The organism is Bradyrhizobium sp. CCBAU 53415 (assembly GCF_028128735.1).
In the GTDB taxonomy this organism is placed as follows: domain Bacteria; phylum Pseudomonadota; class Alphaproteobacteria; order Rhizobiales; family Xanthobacteraceae; genus Bradyrhizobium.
On record NZ_LBJF01000023.1, the window covers coordinates 105,756 to 125,804 of the forward strand.

The following is a 20,049-nucleotide window of genomic DNA, read 5'->3' on the forward strand; positions in this document are numbered from 1 at the left end:
CCTGCGGCATCGTCACGTCGTTTCAAGGGCCAAGGATTGGGCCTAAGGTCCGCCAGCTCCGAGCGAATTCAGCGCTGGCAGGTGATTGCGACATATTCGTCGCAACGGCCATGGGAGCAGTTTGCGCCGGTTTTGGGGACAGAACCGGTAATTTCGTCGGGATCGACCCGGCGATAGCTTGATGCCTGGGCAAATTCTCGTGACTGGCAATAGGTGCGCGCGACTGAGGCGCCGCATGTCTCGCCCTTGGCCAGGCACTGGTCGCTGCCATGGCCATCCGCCTGATTGGCAATGATGAAGACGCGGGTCTCGGCGTAAGCGCCGGAAGCCGCAAGGATGGAGGCGCAGGAAATGAACGCGAGCAAGGATCGCATGAAAATACCTGGAGGCAAAAATGAAGGAACCGCCGGTTCCAGAATGACCTCAAATGGTTAGGGGATCATGAACCATCAGGGCGAGCCGCCGCGCTTTGCGGAGATAAAACGGCGTTTTCGCGGCTCTCTTGACGTGGGGCCGCCTCATAGCCCATATGTCGGCCCATGAACGGTCTCCTCGCCATTTGCATCATTTGCGAGATTACGAGCTAGCGATTCGCTGGCTGGAGCCGTCTTTTCTCAAAATCATTGAGAGCCTTGGACGCCCGGCCGAGAGGGATGGGTTGTCATGGAATTGCGTCTTTACGATACGCTGAGCCGGGAAAAGCGGACCTTTGTGCCGCTCGATGCCAACAACGTCCGCATGTATGTCTGCGGACCGACCGTCTATGACTTCGCCCATATCGGCAATGCGCGGCCGGTCATCGTGTTCGACGTGCTGTTTCGGCTGCTGCGCCATCTCTATGGCGAAGCTCATGTCAAATACGTCCGCAACATCACCGACGTCGACGACAAGATCAACGACCGCGCCGCGTGGGATTTCCCCGGCCTGCCGCTGAACGAGGCGATCCGCAAGGTCACCGAGCAGACCGGCAAGCAGTTTCACGCCGACGTCGACGCGCTTGGTGCACTTCGGCCGAGTGTCGAGCCGCGCGCGACCGAGCATATCGCGGAGATGCGCGAGATCATCGAGAAGCTCATCGCCGGCGGCTTTGCCTACGCCGCCGAGGACCACGTGCTGTTCTCGCCGCAGGCGATGAACGCGGCCAATTCGGTGCTGCCGCACTACGGCGCGCTGTCCAACCGCTCGCTGGACGAGATGATCGCCGGCGCCCGGGTCGATGTCGCGCCTTACAAGAAGGACAACACAGATTTCGTGCTGTGGAAGCCGTCCAAGCCCGGCGAGCCGTCATGGCCGTCGCCGGCCGGCATCGCCGCGCAGGGCCGCCCCGGCTGGCATATCGAGTGCTCGGCCATGGCCTGGAAGCATCTCGGCGAGCATTTCGACATCCACGGCGGCGGCATCGATCTCGTGTTTCCGCACCACGAGAACGAGGTCGCGCAGAGCTGCTGCGCCTTCCACCGGCAGCGCATGGCGAACTATTGGATGCACAACGGCTTCCTCCAGGTCGAGAGCGAGAAGATGTCGAAAAGCCTCGGCAACTTCATTACCATCCATGAGTTGCTGCAGGACTGGCCGGGCGAGGTGCTTCGCCTGAACATGCTGAAGACGCATTACCGCTCGCCGATCGACTGGACCATGAAGTCGCTGGAGGAGAGCGCCAAGACGCTCGATGATTGGTATCGCGTCGCCGCCGATGTCGCGCCCGGCAAGCCGGCCGCACCCGTGATCGAGCCGCTGCTCGATGACCTCAACACGCCGCAGGCGATCGCGGCGCTGCATGGTCTGCGCGGCGGCGACGTGAATGCGTTGGCCGGCTCGTTGCGGCTGCTCGGATTTCTTTCCGAGAGCAATGCGCAGTGGGAGGGGCGCAAGCAGCAGGCAAGCGGCGTCGATGCCAAGGAGGTCGAGCGCCTGATCGCGGAGCGGACGGCCGCGCGTAGCCGCAAGGACTTCAAGGAGTCCGACCGCATCCGCGATCTGCTCGCCGCGATGGGCGTTGCGATCAAGGACTCCAAGGAAGGCACGACCTGGGAGGTCGCGCGATGAAGCGACCCGACACGCCTTTCCCGCGGCACTGGCTCTATTACATCGCGCTGAAGATCGCGCTGCTCGCCGGCGCCGTGGCGCTGGTGCTCAAGCTCTATGGGATGTGGTGAAGACGATGGGACAGAGTTTGCCAAAGCCCGCCCTGCGGCCCTTCCTGCCTGACGACGTGCCGGTGCTGGCCGCGATCTTCGCCGCCAGCATCGAGGAACTGACCGGCGACGACTACAGCGAGGCGCAGCAGGAAGCCTGGATGGAGGCGGCTGAAGACGAAGAGTTCGGCAAGCGGCTTGCGTCCGACCTGACTCTGATCGCGACGCTCGAGGGCTCGCCGGTCGGCTTCGCCTCGCTGCGCGGCAACGATCACATCCGCATGCTCTATGTCCATCCGGCCGTGGCCGGGCAGGGTATCGCGACCATGCTGGTGGACGCGCTGGAGAAACTCGCCGGCGGCCGCGGCGCGACGAGCCTGTCGGTCGATGCCAGCGATACCGCAGAGGGCTTCTTCGCCAGGCGCGGCTACACCGCCCAGCAGCGCAACAGCGTCACCATCAACGACGAGTGGCTCGCCAACACCACCATGAAGAAGACGCTGGGAGCGGCGCAATGAGCGAGCAGCTTGTTCACCAAGCGCGAGCCTCTCTCCGCTCCCTCCCCCCTTGTGGGGGAGGGTTGGGGAGGGGGGTAGCCTCGCGCTCAGACCGCCCGTGTGGCACCCCCCTCCCGGCGTCACTAAGTGACGCCGACCTCCCCCACAAGGGAGGAGGTAACAAGAACGGACGCTCGCGATGAACTCGGCAAAGAAGGAGCGCCTCTATCTGTTCGACACCACGCTGCGCGACGGCGCGCAGACCAACGGCGTCGATTTCACGCTGGCCGACAAGCAGGTCATTGCCACGATGCTCGATGATCTCGGCATCGACTATGTCGAGGGCGGCTATCCCGGCGCCAATCCGCTCGACAGCGAATTCTTCGCGACCAGGCCGAAGCTCAATCAGGCGCGGTTCACCGCGTTCGGCATGACGCGGCGGGCAGGGCGCTCGGTCTCCAACGACCCCGGCGTCGCCGGACTGCTGGAGGCGAAGGCGGACGCGATCTGCTTCGTGGCGAAATCCTCGGCCTACCAGGTGCGGGTCGCGCTGGAGACGACGAAGGAGGAGAACCTCGCCTCGATCCGCGACAGCGTCGCGGCCGCAAAGGCTGCCGGCCGCGAAGTGATGCTCGATTGCGAGCACTTCTTCGACGGCTACAAGGAAGACCCGGGCTTCGCGCTGGCCTGCGCGAGGGCGGCCTATGAGGCGGGTGCGCGCTGGGTGGTTTTGTGCGACACCAACGGCGGCACCATGCCGAACGAGGTCGAAGCCATCGTCACTGAGGTGACGAAGCACATTCCCGGCGATCATGTCGGCATCCACGCCCATAACGACACCGAGCAGGCGGTGGCCAACTCGCTGGCCGCGGTGCGCGCCGGCGCGCGGCAGATCCAGGGCACGCTGAACGGCCTCGGCGAGCGCTGCGGCAATGCCAATCTCTGTTCACTGATCCCGACGCTGAAATTGAAGAAGGAGTTTTCAGACGCCTTCGAGATCGGTGTTACGTCCGAGAAGCTGGCGACGCTCGTAAAAGTCTCTCGCACGCTCGACGACATGCTCAACCGCGTCCCGAACCGGCATGCAGCCTATGTCGGCGAGAGCGCCTTCGTCACCAAGACCGGCATCCACGCCTCCGCCGTGCTGAAGGATCCGCAGACTTACGAGCACGTGTTGCCGGAGCTGGTCGGCAACCACCGCAAGGTGCTGGTATCCGATCAGGCCGGCCGCTCCAATGTCATCGCCGAGCTCGACCGCGCCGGCATTGCTTACGAGAAGAGCGATCCGAAGCTGACGCGCCTCGTCGAGGAATTGAAGGAACGCGAAGCGGCCGGCTATGCCTATGAATCCGCCAATGCTTCGTTCGAGCTTCTGGCGCGCCGCACGCTCGGCAAGGTGCCGCACTATTTCGAGGTCGAGCAGTTCGACGTCAATGTCGAGCAGCGCTACAACGCGCTGGGGGAGCGGGTCACCGTGGCGCTCGCTGTGGTCAAGGTCGACGTCGCCGGCGAGCATCTGATCTCGGCGGCCGAAGGCAACGGCCCCGTCAATGCGCTCGACGTCGCCCTGCGCAAGGACCTCGGCAAGTACCAGAAATATATCGAGGGCTTGACGCTGATCGACTATCGCGTCCGTATCCTCAATGGCGGTACCGGCGCGGTCACGCGCGTCCTGATCGAGAGCGAGGACGAGAACGGAGACCGCTGGATCACGGTCGGCGTCTCCCCGAACATCATCGACGCCTCGTTCCAGGCGCTGATGGATTCGGTGATCTACAAGCTCGTGAAGTCGGGCGCGCCGGCGTAGCTAGCAGGGAGTCATTCCGGGGCGGTCCGCAGGACCGAACTATGGTGCGCGGTTGCGCACCTGAGAATCTCGAGTTTCCGGGTTCACGCTGCGCGTGCCCCGGAATGACTGAGGGAGGGGGAGCACGGCAATGATCGACCACATCTCCGTCGGGGTCAGCGATCTCGATCGCTCAGCAAGATTCTACGAAGCGGCCCTCGCCGCGCTCGGCCTCGCGCGCCTCGTCACGCGGCCGCGGACGGTCGGCTTCGGCAAGGCGTATCCGGAGTTCTGGATCAACTTGCGCGATGGCATGCTGCCCGTAGCCCCGGAGAGCGGCGTGCACATCTGCCTGCGGGCGAAGTCCACCGCCGAGGTCGATTCATTCCATGCTGCGGCGCTGTCCGCTGGCGGCGCCTCCGACGGCGCGCCCGGCATTCGCCCGCACGACCGCGTACGCTACTACGCGGCCTTCATCACCGATCCCGATGGCAACCGGATCGAGGCGGTGACGTTTCCCGCGGATTAAAGTTTGCGTGCCACTTCGGGCGCGAGCCTCTTCTCTGCCTCGTCGATCTGTGCCGCGGCCGCTTTCAGCTTCGGCAGGATCTCCTCGACGCGATCGGCCTTGAGGATGTCGATCGAAAGGCCCGCGCGAATGAACTCGGTCTGACGCATGTGCGACAGCAGCGAGAACAGCGGCTCCCAGAAATTGTCGATATTGGCGAGCAGCACCGGCTTGGCGTGACGGCCGAGCTGCTTCCAGGTCATCTGCTCGACCAGCTCCTCCAGTGTGCCGACGCCGCCCGGCAGCGCCACGAAGGCGTCGGAGCGCTCGAACATCAAGCGCTTGCGCTCGTGCATATCGGGGGTGACGATCATCTCCTGCACGCGCGTCAGCGCGTTCTCGCGCATCCGCAGGAAGTCGGGGATGATGCCGGTGACGGTGCCGCCATGGTCGAGCACGGAGGTCGCGACGGCGCCCATCAGGCCGAGCGAGCCGCCGCCATAAACCAGGCGGATGTCGTTTTCGGCGAGCGCCTTGCCGAACGCCTTTGCGCCTTCGGTGAAGCGGGGATTTGTTCCAGGGCCGGAGCCGCAATAGACACAGACGGTTTTGATCGTGCTCATTGGTGTCATGATGCATTGCAGCGAACAGGCGTCAAGCCCAATCGGTGATTCGCTACTCCCGCAAATCTACCGGTAAATGACGACAAACAATCAAAGATTCGCCATCTGGCGGGGTGCGCTTGCATCGGGAAGGCTCTATATGACGGACGAAAATCGTCAATCGCAGTTGCGCCCGCATCCGGCGGGCTTTCGGGCTTCTTGATGGACCAACCTCAATCGTTCGACGGCGCCGATGTTCCTGGTCCTCCCGCCGGAGGACCTCCGGCCGGGGCCACGCTGATGGGCACGCTGGCGCATCTGTGGCCCTATATCTGGCCGGGCGATCGCGTCGATCTGAAGATGCGGGTGGTCTGGTCGCTGGTGCTGCTGCTCGCCGCCAAGCTGATCACGCTGGCCGTACCGTTCAGCTTCAAATGGGCGACGGATGCGCTGACCGGCGCCAACACCGCGCCTGTGCAGGCCGACAACTGGCATCTCTGGGTGATCGCCTCGCCGCTGCTGCTGACCGCGAGCTACGGCGCGATGCGCATCCTGATGGCGGTGCTGACGCAATGGCGCGACGGCATCTTCGCCCGCGTCGCCATGCATGCGGTGCGCAAGCTTGCGACCCTCACCTTCGTCCACATGCACGAGCTGTCGCTGCGCTTCCACCTCGAGCGCAAGACCGGCGGCCTGACGCGCGTGCTCGAGCGCGGCCGCGAGGGCATCGAGGTCATCGTGCGCATGGTGATCCTGCAGCTGATCCCGACCATCGTCGAGGTCTCGCTGCTGCTGGCGGTGCTGCTCTGGCAGTTCGACTGGCGTTACGTGGTCGCCACCCTGATCACGGTCGCGCTCTACATGTACTACACCTACATCGCGACCGAGTGGCGGATCGGCATCCGCCGCAAGATGAACGATTCCGACACCGAGGCGAACACCAAGGCGATCGACTCGCTGCTCAACTACGAGACTGTCAAATACTTCAGTGCGGAGGCGCGCGAGGCGCAGCGCTACGACAGATCGGTGGAGCGCTACGAGGAGGCGAGCGTTCGCACCTATACTTCGCTCGCGGTCCTCAACACCGGCCAGGCCGTGATCTTCACGCTGGGGCTGACAGCGACCATGCTGATGTGCGCGATCGGCGTGCGCAACGGCACCAACACCGTCGGCGATTTCGTGCTGGTCAACGCGATGATGATCCAGCTCTACCAGCCCCTGAACTTCATGGGCATGGTCTATCGCGAAATCAAGCAGGCGATCATCGACATCGAGAAGATGTTCAATGTGCTCGGCCGCGAGGCCGAGATCAAGGATGCGCCGAACGCGAAGCCGCTGGTCATCTCCGCCGGCACGGTGCGCTTCGAGGACGTGCGCTTTGCCTATGAGCCGACACGCGCGATCCTCAAGGGCATCAGCTTCGAGGTGCCGGCCGGCAAGACCGTTGCCATCGTCGGCCCGTCGGGCGCAGGCAAGTCGACCATTTCGCGGTTGCTATTCCGCCTGTATGACGTCTCCGGCGGCAGGATCCTGATCGACGGCCAGGACATCCGCGAGGTCTCGCAGGCGAGCCTGCGTGCGTCGATCGGCATGGTGCCGCAGGACACCGTGCTGTTCAACGACACCATCCGCTACAACATCCGCTATGGCCGCTGGGACGCCAGCGATGCCGAAGTCGAGGAGGCAGCGAGGCTGGCGCAGATCGACCATTTCATCCGCATGGCGCCGAAGGGCTACGAGACCCAGGTCGGCGAGCGCGGCCTGAAGCTGTCGGGCGGCGAGAAGCAGCGCGTCGCGATTGCACGCACCGTGCTCAAGGCGCCGCCGATCCTGGTGCTGGACGAGGCGACCTCGGCGCTCGACACCCACACCGAGCACGAGATCCAGGGTGCGCTCGACCGCGTGGCGAAGAACCGTACCTCGCTCGTGATCGCGCACCGGCTTTCGACCGTCGTCGGCGCCGACGAGATCATCGTGCTGGACCAGGGCCGCATCGCCGAGCGCGGCACCCACGCGAAACTGCTCGCGCAGGGCGGCCTCTATGCCAGCATGTGGAACAGGCAGCGCGAGGCCGAGGCGGCGCGGGAGAAACTGGCCAAGATGGCCGACACCAGCGCGGCGCCCAACCGGGAGCCGCCGCCGGTCGATGACATCCTGACGACGCCTGCGGCGGTGGAGTGACCTTGTCTCCAGTCCCAACTCTGGCCTAAACAACCCGCGCGACGACCCGTGCCATTAACCCCGACCGGCAGATAGCGATGTCCATTCTCGATTCGATCCAGCGCCAGATCCCGCCGATCCACAAGGAGGGCTATCCCTTCATCGGCGGCTTCGCGCTGGCAAGCCTGATCCTGTTCTGGCTGTGGTCGCCGTTGGGGTGGATCGGCACGATCCTGACCGTCTGGTGTGCGCTGTTCTTCCGCGACCCAGTCCGCGTGACACCCGTGCGCGAGGGGCTGGTTGTGTCGCCGGCCGATGGCCGCGTCTCAATGATCACCATGGCGCTGCCCCCGGCCGAACTCGGGCTCGGCGACCGGCCGCTGCCGCGCATCTCGGTGTTCATGAGCGTGTTCAACTGCCACGTGAACCGCGCGCCGGTAGCGGGCAGGGTGGATCGCATCGCCTATCGGCCCGGCCTCTTCATCAACGCCGAGCTCGACAAGGCGAGCGAGGACAATGAGCGCAACTCGCTGGTCATCACGACGCCGACGGCGCGGATCGGCGTGGTCCAGATCGCCGGCCTCGTCGCCAAGCGCATCGTCTGCTTCGTCAAGGAAGGGCAGTCGATCGGCGCCGGCGAGCGCTTCGGCCTGATCCGCTTCGGCTCGCGCCTCGACGTCTATTTGCCCGTGGGCACCAAGGCACTGGTCTCCGAAGGACAGACCGCGATCGCCGGAGAGACGATCCTGGCCGACCTTGCCAGCGACGACCCGAGCCGCGCCTACCGAGCCAATTGACCAATAGTCGAGCTTGTGGGCCTTCCGCCGCAATGGCGGAGGGGGGCGCGGCTTGCTATATCTCGCCTTGAGGTGAGCAATGACGCCCTATGACTTCAAAGATACCGATGCGCGGCGCCGGCGGTTCCGACCGATCCCGGTGCGGATGCTGGTGCCCAACGTCATCACGCTGCTGGCGATCTGTGCCGGCCTGACCTCGATCCGTCTGTCGATCGAGGGGCGGATGTCGCTGGCCGTCTACGCCATCGTGTTCGCGGCCGCGCTCGACGGCATCGACGGTCGCATTGCGCGCATGATCAAGGGCCAGTCCAAGTTCGGCGCCGAGCTCGATAGCCTCGCCGATTTCGTCAATTTCGGAGTGGCGCCCGGCCTGATGCTGTATTTCTGGCAGCTTCACGAGCTCGGCAATGCCGGCTGGATCGCCGCGATGGTGTTCGCGATCTCCGGTGGCCTGCGGCTGGCGCGCTTCAACGCCACCATGGATGATCCGAACAAGCCGGCCTTCGCGGCCAACTTCTTTACCGGCGTGCCGGCGCCCGCCGGCGCCATCACGGTGCTGCTGCCGATCTACATCGCGTTCCTCGATCTCGGCCGCACCCCCGCGGCAGTGACGGCGGCCTATACGCTTCTGATCGCCTTTCTGATGGTGTCGCGCCTGCCGGTGTTCTCCGGCAAGACCAAGCGCATGCGCGTGCCGCCGGAGCTGGTGCTGCCGGCGTTCGTCGCCGTGATCGTCTTCATCGCGCTCCTGATCGCCTATCCGTGGCACGTGCTGTCGATCGGTACGGCGCTTTATCTGCTCTGCCTGCCGCTCGGCTACAAATCCTATCGCGACCAGGCGCGCGCGATCGAAGCCGCCGCGCCGGCGGGAGGCGAGGTCTCGCCACCGCCTTCGGCGCCGACGCTGGCGAATTTGTCGGAGCCGCCGCGCGATGACGACCGGCCCGGTCGTCTGCACTGAGCGCCTTTCACGGATATCTGCCATGAGGCCTGCCTGAGTTGGGTCGAGGCCCGATCTCGGCTATATCGCCCCTCTGTGCCGGCGGCATCGCGCAATCAACCGCCGCCAATCTGGGAGAGAACGCCGTGATCAATTCCGCGACCGGGCCGCTGCCCGCTTCCGTCCTCGAGGCGCTGGGCCGCTACGACACGCCGACGATCTGCAATGCCATGGAGATCGTGGCGCCCGAGCGGCGACTGATCGGCTACACCACCAAGCAACTGGTCTGTCCGTTTCCCGACCTGCCGCCGATCGTCGGCTATGCCCGCACGGTGACGATCCGCTCGGTGCTGAAATCATCGCTCCCGGCCGAAGAACAGTCCAGGCGCCGCATCGACTATTACGAATATGTCGGCACCGGCCATGGCCCGCGCATCTCGGTGATCCAGGACATCGACGGGCCCGACGTCGGCTATGGCGCGTTCTGGGGCGAGGTGCAGAGCAACGTGCACAAGGCGCTCGGCTGCCTCGGCGTCATCACCGATGGCTCGATCCGCGACATCCCGCAATGGGCCCCGGGCTTCCAGGCGCTGGCCGGCTCGATCGGCCCGTCGCATGCCTGGGTCCATGCGGAGAGCTTTGGCGGCGAAGTGCGCGTCGCCGGCATGACCGTGAGGTCCGATGATCTGATCCACGCCGACCAGCACGGCGCCATCGTGATCCCGCTCGACCTTGCCGCAAAACTCCCGGAGGCCGCGGAGCTCTGCGGCCGCCGCGAGACGCCGATCCTCGAGATCGCCCGCAGCCCCGACTTCTCGCTGGAGAAGCTGAAGGCTGCGCTGAAGCGCTCGGCGGAGATCCACTGAGCTTATGGCGATGCCGCCGGTCGCGCGCCGCCTTGTTCCGTCAGGAACAGGGCGGCCTGATCCGGCTCGCCGAACACTACGGCGGCGCATCCGATCAGGGTGAAGCCGCCGGCAAGGTCCCACAGCGTGATGTCCTCCACATTGTCCGGGAGGTGAATCAAGCGCGCCGCGATCACCGCGAAGGCGGCCTCGGCAAAGAGCACGAGGCTGAAGGCCGGCAGGACGAGCTCCGGCTCAAGCAGGTGGAGCGCCAGCACCGCAGGCAGCGCGGTGAGAAAACTGAACAGCGTCAACATTGCACAACGGCTCCCGCCATGGAGCATGCCGCACACTCCATAGAATATCGCATGATCGCCTGTCCCGGATGTGGCGCAGAGCCGCAGTCGGAGGCCGCAATGAAGATGAACGGCAAGACGATTCTGATCACGGGTTCAACGGATGGCGTCGGCCGCTACGTCGCTCGCCGGCTGGCAGCAGAGGGTGCGAAGGTCATGATCCACGCGGTGCGGCGATCTTGCGCCTCGTGCGGAAGCGTCTGCGCGCGCTCAGCCTCGAGCTGGCGGGGCTGTCATCGTGAGCCCGCGCAAACATGGTTAGGGAAATATTGAGATTCCTGTCGGCGGCCGGCAAAGCCGGCTTTCTCTTGGCGAGCTGCGTCAGCCCGGCGCGCCCGCTCAACTTATCCTTTACGCGGCTTTAAGGGCGGCGCTCTAGGGTTTCCGATGCGGTTCGGGGTTGGGCCGCGCCAGCGGCCAGGATGGCCGTTGCTGCGTACGCGTTGGAGTCTCCCATGGATATCATGACGGGCGTTGGGCTCACGGCGGGCATCATCGTCATCACCGCGATGATCTTCATGGGTGGCGATCTCCACATGTTCATCTCCGAACATGCCATGATCATCATCTTCGGCGGCTCGATCTCCGCCACCATGATCCGCTTCCCGCTCTCGGCGCTCCTGCACGGCCTTCCGCTCGGCGCCAAGTTCGCCTTCACCATGAGCCGCCTGTCGGCCCACGACCTCGTCGACGAGCTCGCCCGCATCGCGGAGATCGCCCGCAAGCAGGGCCCGGTGGGTCTCGAAAAGGTCGAGACCGACGAACCCTTCCTCGCCAAGGGCATCCGCTACGTCGCCGACGGCTACGACCTCGACTTCATCCGCGACAATCTCGAGCGCGATCGCGACAACTTCCTGATGCACCTGGACGAGGGCAGCAAGATCTACCGCGCCATCGGCGACTGCGCCCCGGCCTTCGGCATGATCGGCACCCTGATCGGCATGGTGCAGATGTTCGCCAACATGACCGACCCCTCCAAGCTCGGCCCGTTCATGGCAACCGCGCTGCTCGCCACCCTTTACGGCGCGCTCGTCGCCAACCTGTTCTGCCTGCCGATCGCCGACAAGCTGCACGGCAAGCTGCTGGACGAAGAGACCAACCGCACCCTGATCATCGACGGCATCCTGATGATCCGCGACTCCAAGAGCCCGACCCTGGTGCGCGAAATGCTGCTGGCCTATCTGCCGGAGAAGCATCGCCACGGCGAGGGCGAGCCGGTGCCGGCCTGATCGCGCGCATCCGGATTTAGGCCATGGCCAAGAAGAAGCGCGGCGATGCTCACGGCGGTGGTCACGGCTGGTTCGTGACCTTCGCCGACCTCATGGGATTGATGATGAGCTTCTTCGTGATGCTCGTCGCGTTCTCGACGCAGGACGCCAACAAGCTGAAGATCGTCGCGGGATCCATGCGCGACGCCTTCGGCGTGCAGAGCGAGGCGCGGTACGCCGGCATCGTCGAGTCCGACGGCCTGCCGACCCGCCCGCGGCTGAAGAACGTTGACCACATCCAACCCGAGGATGCCTCCAACACGCCGACGCCGGATCAGGAGGATCGCGACCGCACCTCGGGGGCGAAGATCAAGGTCGACCGCAATTTCGCGCTGGCCGCGGCCTCGTTGCGCCAGGCGTTGCAGGACATGCCGGAACTGACCGAGATGTCCAAGCACATCATGTTCGAGGAGACCAAGCAGGGCCTCAACCTCGAGATCGTCGACCAGGACGGCCGCTCGATGTTCGCCGACGGCTCCAAGGTGCCCTATGACCGCACCCGCCGCCTGGTCGAGAAGCTCGCGATTCCGCTCAAGGCAACGCCGCTGCGCGTTTCCATCGCCGGCCACACCGCGGCAGGATTTGTCCCGACCCGCAGCGACTACGGTGCCTTCGATCTGTCGGCCGATCGCGCCAATGCCGTGCGCCAGATCCTCGAACGCGAGGGCCTGCCGCCGTCTCACATCTTCGCCGTTTCCGGCAAGGCGGATACCCAGCCGCTGTTTCCGGACGATCCCTCGCTCGCGGCCAACCGGCGGGTGACCATCACCCTGATGCGCGAAGATCCGCCGCTGCCCCCGAATCTGAAGCCGTGAGCATGATCCGGAAAAGTGGGCACCGGTTTTCCGACGAGATCATGCTCGGATAATTGGCCTCTTGCGCTACCATCTTACCTGAGGCATGTGGTCACGCCGGCGATGAACGTGGCGGCGCCGTCACAACATCTGTCTTGGTCCCTGCTATGGTGAAGGACCGATTGACAGACGCGGCGGGAGCGTCAAAAGGCGCCGGATCAATTCAAGGGACGAAGCGTTTTCCACCCTCATGACGGCGAGCATCACATCGACCGAGACCCAGGATGGGCAACCGGTCACATCAGGCTTTTGGGCCCTTACGCTCGGGAGCATCGGCGTCGTCTTCGGCGATATTGGCACCTCGCCGCTCTACGCATTCCACGAGGCGGTCAGGGGCGCGGCCCATGGCGAGCCGGTCTCGCGGGTCATCGTGCTCGGCGTGCTCTCGCTGATCCTGTGGGCGCTCCTGATCGTCGTGACTGCCAAATACGTCCTGCTGCTGCTGCGCGCCGACAATAACGGGGAGGGCGGCACGCTCTCGCTGATGGCGCTTGGCCAGCGCGCGCTCGGGCGGCGGAGCTGGTTCCTGCTCGCGCTCGGTGTGGTCGGCGCCTCGATGTTCATTGGCGATTCCATGATCACGCCGGCGATCTCGGTGCTCTCGGCGGTCGAAGGCCTGAAGCTCGCAACCCCCGCGCTCGAGCACTATGTCGTGCCCCTCACCGTCCTCATTCTGGTGCTGCTGTTCGCGGTCCAGAGCAAGGGAACCGCATTGGTCGCCTCGGCCTTCGGGCCGGTGATGGTGGTTTGGTTCACCGTCATCGCCGCGATGGGGGCCGTCCACATTGCCGACGACCCCTCCGTGCTGGCGGCTATCAATCCCTACTACGCAGTGCAGTTCGTGCTGTCGCACGGCACGATCGGCCTCGTGACACTCGGTGCCGTGTTCCTGGCGGTGACGGGAGGCGAGGCGCTCTATGCCGATCTCGGCCATTTCGGCCGCAAGCCGATCCAGTCGGCCTGGATGTTCTTCGTGCTGCCCGCGCTCCTGATCAACTATTTCGGGCAGGGTGCGCTGGTGCTATCCGATCCCGGCGCGATCGAACACTCCTTCTATCGCATGGTGCCCGAGGGTCTGGTGCTGCCGCTGGTCGGACTTGCGACTGCCGCAACCGTGATCGCGAGCCAGGCGGTGATCACGGGCGCCTATTCGCTGGTCTATCAGGCCGTGCAGCTCGGGCTGTTGCCGCGTTTCGAGGTGCGCTACACCTCCGAATCCCATGCCGGCCAGATCTATCTGCCGCGCGTCAACCGTCTGCTGCTGATCGGCGTGATGCTGCTGGTGCTGCTGTTCCACACCCCCAGCAATCTGGCCTCGGCCTACGGCATTGCGGTGTCGACCACCATGGTCGCCGACGGCATCATGGGCTTCGTCGTGATCTGGAAGTTGTGGAACTGGCGTGCGGCGACGGCTGCTGCCGTGATCGTCCCCTTCGTCATCGTCGATTTGAGCTTCTTCAGCGCCAATCTGCTCAAGCTGCTCGAAGGCGCCTGGGTGCCGCTGCTGTTCGGCATCCTCATGGCGGGGACGATCTGGACCTGGCGCAAGGGGTCCGGAATTCTGATCCAGAAGACGCGACGGATCGAGGTGCCGCTGGACGATCTGATCCGGAGCCTGGAGAAGCGGCCGCCACACATCGTCAAGGGCACGGCCGTATTTCTGACCAGCGACCCCGCCTTCGTGCCGACCGCGCTCTTGCACAATCTCAAGCACAACAAGGTGCTGCACGAGCACAACGTGATCCTGACCATCGAGACCGCGCATACGCCGCGGGTTGATCTTTCGGAGCGGTTCAGGATGGAAAAGATCAGCGAAAAATTCTCCAAGGTTCGCTTGCGCTTCGGCTTCATGGAGCAGCCGAACGTGCCCAAGGCGCTCGCGATCGCGCGCAAGCAGGGCTGGCAGTTCGACATCATGTCGACCTCGTTCTTCGTGTCGCGGAGATCGCTGAAGGCCTCGGCACAGTCGGGCATGCCGCTGTGGCAGGATCATTTGTTCATCGCGCTGAGCCGGTCGGCCAACGACGCCACTGACTATTTCCAGATTCCTACAGGGCGGGTGGTTGAAGTCGGAACCCAAGTCACTATTTGAACGCAACCGGCAATTCCATGCAAAATTAGCATGGCTAGGGCCCGGAATCGGGCTAGGCTATGTCGGCAGCGCAGGACTATAAGCCGCGCGCTCTTCCGCCGTTGTGCCGTGAAGCGTCGTAGAGGCCATAGGGCTCTTCCATGACCAGTGACGTAGCAGTTCCCGCCCCGGAGACGGCGGCGGCCACCGGGCATGGCGAGGCCCATACCACGGCCGGTTTCGGCGCGCTGACGCTCGGCAGCATTGGTGTCGTCTATGGCGATATCGGCACCAGCCCGCTTTACGCGTTCCGCGAGGCGGTCATGGCGGCCTCGGGCGCGGAGGGGTTGCCGACGCCGGCCGCCGTTCTCGGCGTACTCTCGCTGATCCTATGGGCGCTCGTCGTCGTGGTGACGCTCAAATACGTCGTGATCCTGCTCCGCGCCGACAACAACGGCGAGGGCGGCACGCTGGCGCTGATGGCGCTGGCCCAGCGGGCCGTTGGCACCGGTGGGTCGGCCATCGTCCTGCTCGGCATCATTTCCGGAGCCCTGTTTTACGGCGATGCCGTGATCACCCCGGCGCTCTCGGTGCTGTCGGCGATCGAGGGCATGAAGGACGTCACCTTGACGTTCGAGCCTTACATCGTTCCGCTGACCGTCCTGATCCTGGTGTGTCTGTTCGCGGTGCAGTCACGCGGCACGGCGCGCGTTGCCACCTTCTTCGGTCCGGTCATGTGCGTCTGGTTCGCAGTCCTCGCGGCGGCCGCAATCCATCCCATCATCCAGCAGCCGCAGGTGCTGCTCGCGCTGAACCCGCTTTACGCCGTGTCCTTCATGCTGCACCATGGCATCATCGGTTTCGTGACGCTGGGCGCGGTGTTCCTGGCCGTCACCGGCGCCGAGGCGCTCTATGCCGATCTCGGCCATTTCGGCAAGCGGCCAATCCAGTTCGCCTGGCTCTCTATCGTGCTGCCCTCGCTGGCACTGAACTATCTGGGGCAGGGGGCGCTCGTCCTTAGCGATCCCGGCGCGATCGTCAGCCCGTTCTTCCAGCTCTTCCCGCAAGGTCTTGTCCGCGGCAGCATGGTGGTGCTGGCCACTGCGGCCACGGTCATCGCGAGCCAGGCCGTCATCACCGGCGCCTATTCGCTGACGCGACAGGCGATCCAGCTCGGACTGCTGCCCCGGTTCGAAATTCGCCATACCTCCGAAGCCCATTCCGGCCAGATCTTCATCCCGCGCATCAACCAGCTGCTGCTGGTCGCGGTGGTGCTGCTGGTGCTCATGTTCCGCTCCTCCAGTGCCCTGGCCTCGGCCTACGGCATCTCGGTCACGGGAACCATGGTGGTCACGGCGACGATGGGTTTCGTCGTGATCTGGAAGGGATGGCGATGGTCGCCGCTCGCCGCCGGCGCGCTGATTGCGCCGTTCCTGTTCCTCGATTTGACCTTCCTGACCGCGAACCTCTTGAAGGTGTTCGAGGGCGGCTGGGTGCCGCTGGCGCTCGGCGCGCTCATGATCATCCTGATGTACACGTGGCGGCGCGGCAGCCGCCTCCTGTTCGAGAAGTCGCGCAAGCTCGAATTCCCGCTCGCCGACCTCGTGGCGATGCTGGAGAAGCGGCCACCGCAGCGCGTACCCGGCACCGCGGTGTTCCTGACTTCGGACCCGCTCAGCGCGCCGACCGCGCTGATGCACAGTCTGAAACACTACAAAGTGCTGCACCAGAAGAACGTCATTCTCACCATCGAGACCGCGCAGACCCCGCGGATCGATCCGGCGGACCGCGTGAGGCTGGAGCAGATCAGCCCGACCTTCTCCAAGGTGACGCTGAAGTTCGGCTTCATGGAATCGCCCAACGTGCCGAAGGCGCTGGCGATCGCCCGCAAGCTGGGCTGGCAGTTCGACATCATGTCGACCTCGTTCTTCCTGTCGCGCCGGGCGCTGAAGCCCGCCGCCCATTCCGGCATGCCGCGTTGGCAGGACCGGCTGTTCATCGCGCTCAGCCGCTCCGCCAACGACGCCACCGACTATTTCCAGATCCCGAGCGGCCGCGTGGTCGAGGTCGGAACGCAGGTGGCCATTTAGGGCCGAAACTTGATGCGGACTTCAAGCCGCTGCGATTTAGCCTTAACTTGCGCGGCGCGGCTCAAGCCTTTGTAGCGCTTGATTTTCGCCTGCCGAGAGGCGAGGTTGCCGCCGGCCGGGATCGCCCCGGTGCGCGCCCTGCGACGTTGGAGGATGATGTGGCAAATCAAGTACAGGATCTGACCCCGGACGAGGTCTCCAAGGGTGTCGCGGAAGGGCGCTATCTGCTCGTCGACGTTCGCGAGCCGAACGAGGTTCAGGCCGAAGCCTATCCCTACGGCGTCGTGGTGCCGCTCTCGACCTTCGATCCCAAAGCGATTCCCGATCCCGCCGGCAAGGAAGTCGTGTTCGCCTGCCGCTCGGGAAAGCGCTCCGTGACGGCCTCGCTGGCGGCGCAGGCGGCGGGCCTGCCATACAACAAGCATCTGGCCGGCGGCATGCTGGGCTGGAAGGCGGCCGGGCTCCCCAGCAAGGTCGGTGGCTGATCGGCTCGATGTCCAATTCTTCCCTGAACAAGAGCTCGTCCCTGAACAAGGTCTTTGCCGACCTTCCCGTCACCATCTTCGAGGCGATGTCGCAGGCCGCTCGCGACAACAATGCCATCAATCTCGGCCAGGGGTTCCCCGACGATCCCGGCCCCGAGGACATCCGCCGCGCCGCGGCCGAGGCCTCGCTGAACGGCTACAACCAGTACCCGTCGATGATGGGCCTGCCGGAACTGCGCCAGGCGATCGCGACCCATTACGGCCATTGGCACGGCCTCAGGCTCGACCCGATGAGCGAGGTCATGGTGACCTCCGGCGGCACCGAGGCGCTGACCTCGGCGATCCTCGCGGTGGTTCAGCCCGGCGACGAGGTCGTCTGCTTCCAGCCGGTCTATGATTCCTATTTGCCCATCATCCGCCAGGCCGGCGGCATTCCGCGCCTGGTCCGTCTCGAGCCGCCGCACTGGCGGCTGAATGAAGACATGCTGAAAAGCGTGTTCAATTCAAAGACCAAGGCGGTGCTGTTCAACAATCCTCTGAATCCCTCGGCGGTAGTCTATCCGCGCGAGGACCTCGAGCTGCTGGCGCGCTACTGCCAGGAGTTCGACGTCATCGCGATCTGCGACGAGGTCTGGGAGCACGTCACCTTCGACGAGCACAAGCACATCCCGCTGATCACCATTCCCGGCATGCGCGAGCGCACCATCAAGGTCGGCTCGGCCGGCAAGATCTTCTCGCTGACCGGCTGGAAGATCGGCTTCGTCTGCGCCGCACCGCCGTTGCTGCGCGTCGCCGCCAAGGTGCACCAGTTCCTGACCTTCACCACCGCACCAAACCTGCAGGCCGCCGTCGCCTACGGCCTCGGCAAGTCCGACGACTACTTCCTGTCGATGCGCAAGGATTTGACGCGGAGCAGGGACCGCCTGACCAAGGGCCTCGAAAGCCTCGGCTTCCCCGTGCTGAAGTCGCAAGGCACCTACTTCCTCACCGTCGACCTGTCGCCACTCGGACTCAACGAGAGCGACACGGAGTTCTGCTGGCGCATCGTGAAGGACTACAAGGTGGCGGCGATCCCGGTCTCCGCCTTCTACGAGCAGGACCCGGTAACCTCGGTGGTGCGCTTCTGCTTCGCCAAGAAGGACGAGACGCTCGACACCGCGCTGGAGCGGCTGTCGGACGCGGTGCGCGGGCGCAAGAGGTAGACAGAGATGACGAGCGTCGGCCGCTCCGGGTTTCGCCTCGGACTTGCAATCGCCACGGTGCTGGCGTTGCTTTCGCCTCCCGCAGGAGCCGGGGAGCGCGTCGTCAACTTCTACAACTGGTCCAACTACATGGCGCCCGACGTCCTTGAGGCCTTCACCAAGAAGACAGGCATCAAGGTGGTCTACGACACTTTCGATGCCAACGAGACGCTGGAGACGCGCCTGATGGCCGGCAGGTCCGGCTATGACGTCGTGGTGCCCACCGCCTATTTCCTGCAACGCCAGATCAAGGCCAACATCTTCCAGAAGCTGGACAAATCGAAGCTGCCGAACCTGGCAAATGCCTGGCCGATGGTGACCAAGCACCTGGCGACCTACGATCCCGGCAATGTCTACGCCGCCAACTACATGTGGGGCACCACGGGCATCGGCTACAACGTCGCCAAGGTGAAGCAGATCCTCGGCCCCGACGCCAAGATCGACAGCTGGGACATCGTCTTCAAGCCAGAGAACCTCGCCAAGTTCAAAGACTGCGGCGTGCACATGCTCGATTCCGCCGACGATATCTTTCCGGCGGCGCTGAACTGGCTCGGGCTCGATCCGAACTCGACCAAGCAGGCCGACCTCGAGAAAGCCGCGGACGTCGTGGCAAAAGTCCGCCCGTCCGTGCGCAAGTTTCACTCGTCCGAATATCTGAGCGCGCTCGCCACCGGCGAGATCTGCTTCGTGGTCGGCTGGTCCGGCGACATCATGCAGGCCCGCGCCCGCGCCGCGGAGGCCAAGAAAGACAACAGCAGCGGCGTCGAGATCGGCTACGCGATCCCGAAAGAGGGCGCGCAGATGTTCTTCGACAATCTCGCGATCCCCGCGGATGCCAAGAACGTCAACGAAGCCTACGAGCTGATCAACTACCTCTATCGCCCCGATGTCGCCGCCAAGAACTCGGACTTCCTGTCCTACGCCAATGGCAACCTCGCCAGCCAGAAGCTGGTCGACCCGAAGATCCTGAACGACAAGAACATCTATCCGGACGAGGCGACGCTGGCAAAACTGTTCGTCATCACGGCGCGCGAGCCGGCGACGCAGCGGATCATCAACCGGCTCTGGACCAGAGTGAAGACGGGGCGGTAGATCGGCCGCGGTCGTGCCGGGATCGACCCCGGCAGATCATTTTTTTGAAGAACAACCCCATGCACAGTAGAGACCGGACGGAAATCATTGGGCATTTTTGATTTCTGGAATTACGAAATATTCGATTGCGGCGTCGGGCAAAACAGCGGCAGAATGGCACGATGCGGTTGGCCTGTGCTGTGGCCCTAAATTCCTCCGTCATGCCCCGCGAGGTGGGGCATCCAGTACGCCGCGGCCTCTCGGTTCAACGACAACTGTTTCGGCGCACTGGATCGCCCGGTCAAGCCGGGCGATGGCAGCTAACTGTGACGAGGGCGCGAAC

18 protein-coding genes and 1 pseudogene are annotated in these 20,049 nt (G+C 64.5%); 16 read left to right on the forward strand and 3 right to left on the reverse strand.

Annotated features, from left to right (window positions below; genetic code table 11):
• Positions 1-68: 68 nt before the first annotated feature.
• A complete protein-coding gene (locus XH87_RS16365) occupies positions 69-374 on the reverse strand; it encodes a hypothetical protein (protein WP_271588075.1) in 306 nt (101 codons plus the stop codon).
• Positions 375-663: 289 nt separating this feature from the next.
• On the opposite strand from XH87_RS16365, the gene cysS reads away from it, so the two are divergent.
• The 4 genes from cysS (at position 664) to XH87_RS16385 (ending at position 4,947) form a co-directional block, all read left to right on the forward strand.
• A complete protein-coding gene (gene cysS, locus XH87_RS16370; protein ID WP_271588076.1) occupies positions 664-2,046 on the forward strand; it encodes a cysteine--tRNA ligase in 1,383 nt (460 codons plus the stop codon).
• A gap of 115 nt (positions 2,047-2,161) precedes the next feature.
• Entirely contained in the window at positions 2,162-2,653 is a 492-nt protein-coding gene (locus tag XH87_RS16375) for a GNAT family N-acetyltransferase (protein ID WP_271588077.1), read from the forward strand.
• 178 nt (positions 2,654-2,831) lie between these two features.
• On the forward strand, positions 2,832-4,439 hold the full coding sequence (gene cimA, locus XH87_RS16380; protein WP_271588078.1) for a citramalate synthase: 1,608 nt from the start codon (positions 2,832-2,834) through the stop codon (positions 4,437-4,439).
• A 130-nt stretch (positions 4,440-4,569) separates the two neighbouring features.
• Positions 4,570-4,947, forward strand: a complete 378-nt coding sequence (locus XH87_RS16385) for a VOC family protein (RefSeq protein WP_271588079.1) — start codon at positions 4,570-4,572, stop codon at positions 4,945-4,947.
• Here XH87_RS16385 and XH87_RS16390 read toward each other — a convergent pair.
• Positions 4,944-5,549 carry a TIGR00730 family Rossman fold protein gene (locus XH87_RS16390; RefSeq protein WP_199762948.1) on the reverse strand — a complete coding sequence of 202 codons (606 nt, stop codon included), beginning with the start codon at positions 5,547-5,549 and terminating at the stop codon, positions 4,944-4,946. The genes XH87_RS16385 and XH87_RS16390 overlap by 4 nt on opposite strands.
• A gap of 201 nt (positions 5,550-5,750) precedes the next feature.
• On the opposite strand from XH87_RS16390, the gene XH87_RS16395 reads away from it, so the two are divergent.
• The 4 genes from XH87_RS16395 (at position 5,751) to XH87_RS16410 (ending at position 10,291) form a co-directional block, all read left to right on the forward strand.
• A complete protein-coding gene (locus XH87_RS16395; RefSeq protein ID WP_271588080.1) occupies positions 5,751-7,709 on the forward strand; it encodes an ABCB family ABC transporter ATP-binding protein/permease in 1,959 nt (652 codons plus the stop codon).
• Between the two features lie 71 nt (positions 7,710-7,780).
• Positions 7,781-8,485, forward strand: a complete 705-nt coding sequence (locus tag XH87_RS16400) for a phosphatidylserine decarboxylase (protein ID WP_271588337.1) — start codon at positions 7,781-7,783, stop codon at positions 8,483-8,485.
• 79 nt (positions 8,486-8,564) lie between these two features.
• On the forward strand, positions 8,565-9,446 hold the full coding sequence (locus XH87_RS16405) for a CDP-alcohol phosphatidyltransferase family protein (RefSeq protein WP_271588081.1): 882 nt from the start codon (positions 8,565-8,567) through the stop codon (positions 9,444-9,446).
• 125 nt (positions 9,447-9,571) lie between these two features.
• Positions 9,572-10,291 carry an RraA family protein gene (locus XH87_RS16410; protein WP_271588082.1) on the forward strand — a complete coding sequence of 240 codons (720 nt, stop codon included), beginning with the start codon at positions 9,572-9,574 and terminating at the stop codon, positions 10,289-10,291.
• Between the two features lie 2 nt (positions 10,292-10,293).
• Here XH87_RS16410 and XH87_RS16415 read toward each other — a convergent pair whose 3' ends face one another.
• Positions 10,294-10,587, reverse strand: a complete 294-nt coding sequence (locus XH87_RS16415; RefSeq protein ID WP_271588083.1) for a hypothetical protein — start codon at positions 10,585-10,587, stop codon at positions 10,294-10,296.
• Positions 10,588-10,686: 99 nt separating this feature from the next.
• On the opposite strand from XH87_RS16415, the pseudogene XH87_RS16420 reads away from it, so the two are divergent.
• The 8 genes and pseudogenes from XH87_RS16420 to XH87_RS16455 form a co-directional block, all read left to right on the forward strand.
• Positions 10,687-10,791 (forward strand): annotated as a pseudogene (locus XH87_RS16420) (SDR family NAD(P)-dependent oxidoreductase); the annotation flags it as partial.
• A 290-nt stretch (positions 10,792-11,081) separates the two neighbouring features.
• On the forward strand, positions 11,082-11,855 hold the full coding sequence (locus XH87_RS16425) for a motility protein A (protein ID WP_035701404.1): 774 nt from the start codon (positions 11,082-11,084) through the stop codon (positions 11,853-11,855).
• A 23-nt stretch (positions 11,856-11,878) separates the two neighbouring features.
• The gene (locus XH87_RS16430; RefSeq protein WP_018320942.1) at positions 11,879-12,709 is read left to right on the forward strand and encodes an OmpA/MotB family protein; all 831 of its coding nucleotides are present in this window, start codon (positions 11,879-11,881) and stop codon (positions 12,707-12,709) included.
• 229 nt (positions 12,710-12,938) lie between these two features.
• Positions 12,939-14,840, forward strand: coding sequence for a potassium transporter Kup (locus tag XH87_RS16435; RefSeq protein ID WP_271588084.1), 1,902 nt, complete (start codon positions 12,939-12,941; stop codon positions 14,838-14,840).
• Positions 14,841-14,980: 140 nt separating this feature from the next.
• Positions 14,981-16,909, forward strand: a complete 1,929-nt coding sequence (locus tag XH87_RS16440) for a potassium transporter Kup (RefSeq protein WP_271588085.1) — start codon at positions 14,981-14,983, stop codon at positions 16,907-16,909.
• Positions 16,910-17,067: 158 nt separating this feature from the next.
• On the forward strand, positions 17,068-17,394 hold the full coding sequence (locus XH87_RS16445; protein WP_028178566.1) for a rhodanese-like domain-containing protein: 327 nt from the start codon (positions 17,068-17,070) through the stop codon (positions 17,392-17,394).
• Positions 17,395-17,402: 8 nt separating this feature from the next.
• On the forward strand, positions 17,403-18,596 hold the full coding sequence (locus XH87_RS16450; RefSeq protein WP_050990906.1) for an aminotransferase: 1,194 nt from the start codon (positions 17,403-17,405) through the stop codon (positions 18,594-18,596).
• 6 nt (positions 18,597-18,602) lie between these two features.
• Positions 18,603-19,727, forward strand: a complete 1,125-nt coding sequence (locus XH87_RS16455; protein ID WP_271588086.1) for a polyamine ABC transporter substrate-binding protein — start codon at positions 18,603-18,605, stop codon at positions 19,725-19,727.
• The last annotated feature ends 322 nt before the right edge of the window (positions 19,728-20,049 follow it).

Excerpts from the sequence above, each read along its gene's own strand:
- XH87_RS16440 (WP_271588085.1), top strand. The coding sequence starts at position 14,981 with ATGACCAGTGACGTAGCAGTTCCCGCCCCGGAGACGGCGGCGGCCACC.
- XH87_RS16455 (WP_271588086.1), top strand. The coding sequence starts at position 18,603 with ATGACGAGCGTCGGCCGCTCCGGGTTTCGCCTCGGACTTGCAATCGCC.
- cysS (WP_271588076.1), top strand. The coding sequence starts at position 664 with ATGGAATTGCGTCTTTACGATACGCTGAGCCGGGAAAAGCGGACCTTT.
- cimA (WP_271588078.1), top strand. The coding sequence starts at position 2,832 with ATGAACTCGGCAAAGAAGGAGCGCCTCTATCTGTTCGACACCACGCTG.
- XH87_RS16365 (WP_271588075.1), bottom strand. The coding sequence starts at position 374 with ATGCGATCCTTGCTCGCGTTCATTTCCTGCGCCTCCATCCTTGCGGCT.
- XH87_RS16405 (WP_271588081.1), top strand. The coding sequence starts at position 8,565 with ATGACGCCCTATGACTTCAAAGATACCGATGCGCGGCGCCGGCGGTTC.
- XH87_RS16415 (WP_271588083.1), bottom strand. The coding sequence starts at position 10,587 with ATGTTGACGCTGTTCAGTTTTCTCACCGCGCTGCCTGCGGTGCTGGCG.
- XH87_RS16435 (WP_271588084.1), top strand. The coding sequence starts at position 12,939 with ATGACGGCGAGCATCACATCGACCGAGACCCAGGATGGGCAACCGGTC.
- XH87_RS16385 (WP_271588079.1), top strand. The coding sequence starts at position 4,570 with ATGATCGACCACATCTCCGTCGGGGTCAGCGATCTCGATCGCTCAGCA.
- XH87_RS16425 (WP_035701404.1), top strand. The coding sequence starts at position 11,082 with ATGGATATCATGACGGGCGTTGGGCTCACGGCGGGCATCATCGTCATC.
- XH87_RS16430 (WP_018320942.1), top strand. The coding sequence starts at position 11,879 with ATGGCCAAGAAGAAGCGCGGCGATGCTCACGGCGGTGGTCACGGCTGG.
- XH87_RS16395 (WP_271588080.1), top strand. The coding sequence starts at position 5,751 with ATGGACCAACCTCAATCGTTCGACGGCGCCGATGTTCCTGGTCCTCCC.
- XH87_RS16390 (WP_199762948.1), bottom strand. The coding sequence starts at position 5,549 with ATGAGCACGATCAAAACCGTCTGTGTCTATTGCGGCTCCGGCCCTGGA.
- XH87_RS16375 (WP_271588077.1), top strand. The coding sequence starts at position 2,162 with ATGGGACAGAGTTTGCCAAAGCCCGCCCTGCGGCCCTTCCTGCCTGAC.
- XH87_RS16450 (WP_050990906.1), top strand. The coding sequence starts at position 17,403 with ATGTCCAATTCTTCCCTGAACAAGAGCTCGTCCCTGAACAAGGTCTTT.